Below are 2,573 nucleotides of genomic sequence, written 5' to 3'. Positions count from 1 at the left end.
AGCTGTGGCAGGAAACAGGGCGCTTCCAGAAGATGGGGCCGGAGCTGCTGCGCGTGAAGGACCGGCACGACCGCGACTTCATCATCCAGCCGACCTCCGAGGAGGTCATCACCGACATCGCGCGCCAGGAGCTGCGCAGCTACCGCGCGCTGCCGAAGAATTTCTATCACATCCAGACCAAGTTCCGCGACGAGCGCCGCCCGCGCTTCGGCGTGATGCGCGGCCGCGAGTTCACGATGAAGGACGCCTACTCCTTCGACCGCGATCTCGATTCGGCGCGCAAGAGCTACCAGGCGATGTTCGACGCCTACGTGCGCATCTTCGAGCGGCTGGGCCTGCAGTTCCGCGCCGTGGCTGCCGACACCGGCGCGATCGGCGGCGAGGTCTCGCAGGAGTTCCAGGTCATCGCCGACACCGGCGAAGACGCGCTGGTCTACTGCCCGACCTCCGATTTCGCCGCCAACATCGAGCTTGCCGAGGCCCTGCCCGCGGTGGCGCAGCGCGGCGCCGCCACCGCCGCGCTGAAGCGCACGCCGACGCCCAAGGCCAGCACCTGCGCCGATGTCGCGGCGCTGCTGGGCGTGCCGCTGCAGACCACGGTGAAATCGCTGGTCCTCGCGACCGACGAGAAGGACGACGCCGGCGACCTGAAGCAGACGACGCTCTGGTTGCTGCTGGTGCGCGGCGATCATTCGCTGAATGAAGTCAAGGCCGGCAAGCTGCCCGGCTTCAAGGAAGGCTACCGCTTCGCCACCGTGTCGGAGATCGAGGACCATTTCGGCTGCAAGCCCGGCTACCTCGGTCCGATCGGCCTGCGCAAGCCGGTGAAGATCGTCGCCGACCGCACCGTCGCCAACATGAGCGACTTCATCTGCGGTGCCAACGAGCCCGACATGCACATCACCGGCGTCAACTGGGGGCGCGACCTGCCCGAGCCCGACCTGGTGGCCGACATCCGCAACGTGGTCGAGGGCGACGCGTCGCCCGACGGCAAGGGCGTGCTGGCGATCCAGCGCGGCATCGAGGTCGGCCATGTGTTCCTGCTCGGCACGAACTACACGAAGGCGATGAACGCCACCTACCTCGACGAATCGGGCAAGCCGCAGCTGATGATGATGGGCTGCTACGGCATCGGCGTCACCCGCATCCTGGGCGCGGCGATCGAGCAGCGCCACGATGAACGCGGCATGCTGTGGCCGACCGCGATCGCACCGTTCAGCGTCGTGATCTGCCCGATCGGCTACGACCGCTCGGCCGAGGTGCAGGCCGCCGCCGACAAGCTGCACGACGAACTCGAGGCCCTCGGCATCGACGTGATGCTCGACAACCGCGGCGAGCGCCCGGGCGCGATGTTCGCCGATTGGGAGCTGATCGGCGTGCCGCACCGCGTGGTGCTGTCCGACCGCGGCCTGAAGGAAGGCAAGGTCGAGTACCAGGGGCGCGCCGATGCGCAGGCGACGGCGGTCGCGGCCACCGAGGTGCTCGAGTTCGTGAAGGCGAAGCTGGCGTCATGACGCGCGAGTGGCCCGCGGCGGCGTCCTCCGCTGCGGGAGCCGTGCGGCGGCGGTGGTTGCTGGCCGCCGCGGCCGCTCCGTGGCTGGCCGCGCTGCCGGTGCACGAGGCGTTGGCCGGCGCGCAGGTCGAGGAGCCGCTCGCCGATGCGGTGCGCGGTGCGTTGGCCGCGGCGATCGCGAACAGCGCGCCGCCCAAGCCCGTCTTCGTCACCACCGAGGCCCGCCTGACCTACCTGCGCTGGCTCGGCGAGATGAGCAGCCGCCTGAAGAAGCGCAAGGCCGAGCACGTCACGCGCATCGAGTTCCTCGACACGCTGTGGTACGAGAGCACGCGCGCCGGGCTCGAGCCCGCGCTGATGCTGGGCCTGGTGCAGGTGGAGAGCGGCTTTCGCAAGTACGCGATCAGCAGCGTCGGTGCGCGCGGCTACATGCAGGTGATGCCGTTCTGGGCGCGGCTGATCGGCGATGGCGACGTGAGCCGGCTGTTCCACATGCAGACCAACCTGCGCTTCGGCTGCGTGATCATGCGGCACTACCTTGATGTGGAACGTGGCGACCTGTACATGGCGCTCGGCCGCTACAACGGCAGCCGCGGCAAGCCGGAGTATCCGAACCTGGTGTTCGGCGCCAAGAAATACTGGGACTACAAACCTGGCTAGAGGCCGGTCCACGGCGTGGGTGTCGCGGCCGCCACGCCCAGCATCGACAGCACCCGCTCCACCGTTTCGTTCACCAGTTCGTCGATCGTGGTCGGGCGGTGATAGAACGCCGGCAGCGGCGGGAAGATCACGCCGCCCATTTCGGTCACTGCGGTCATGTTGCGCAGGTGCGCCAGGTTGAACGGCGTCTCGCGCACCATCAGCACGAGGCGGCGGCGCTCCTTCAGCGTCACGTCGGCGGCGCGCGCCAGCAGGCTGTCGGAGAACCCGTGCGCCACCGCGGCCAGCGTCTTCATCGAGCACGGCGCGATCACCATCGCCGAACTCGCGAACGAACCGCTCGCGATCGCGGCGCCGACATCGGCCGGGTTGTATGCGGTGTGGGCCAGCGCTTCGAGTT

3 protein-coding genes are annotated in these 2,573 nt (G+C 68.7%); 2 read left to right on the top strand and 1 reads right to left on the bottom strand.

The window, feature by feature from the left end:
• Positions 1–1,514: proline--tRNA ligase (locus AC1D15_RS26415; RefSeq protein ID WP_477828327.1), on the top strand; the 1,514-nt coding region annotated here is incomplete at its 5' end.
• A complete protein-coding gene (locus tag AC1D15_RS26410; protein WP_477828326.1) occupies positions 1,511–2,173 on the top strand; it encodes a lytic transglycosylase domain-containing protein in 663 nt (220 codons plus the stop codon). The genes AC1D15_RS26415 and AC1D15_RS26410, both read left to right, overlap by 4 nt.
• On the opposite strand, the gene AC1D15_RS26405 is transcribed toward AC1D15_RS26410, so the two are convergent.
• Positions 2,170–2,573 (bottom strand): UbiX family flavin prenyltransferase (locus AC1D15_RS26405; protein WP_477828325.1); only part of this gene is annotated, 404 nt, incomplete at its 5' end. The genes AC1D15_RS26410 and AC1D15_RS26405 overlap by 4 nt on opposite strands.

It is taken from the genome of Rhizobacter sp. P2_H2, assembly GCF_056403375.1.
This window is presented reverse-complemented; position numbering and strand designations above follow the sequence as displayed.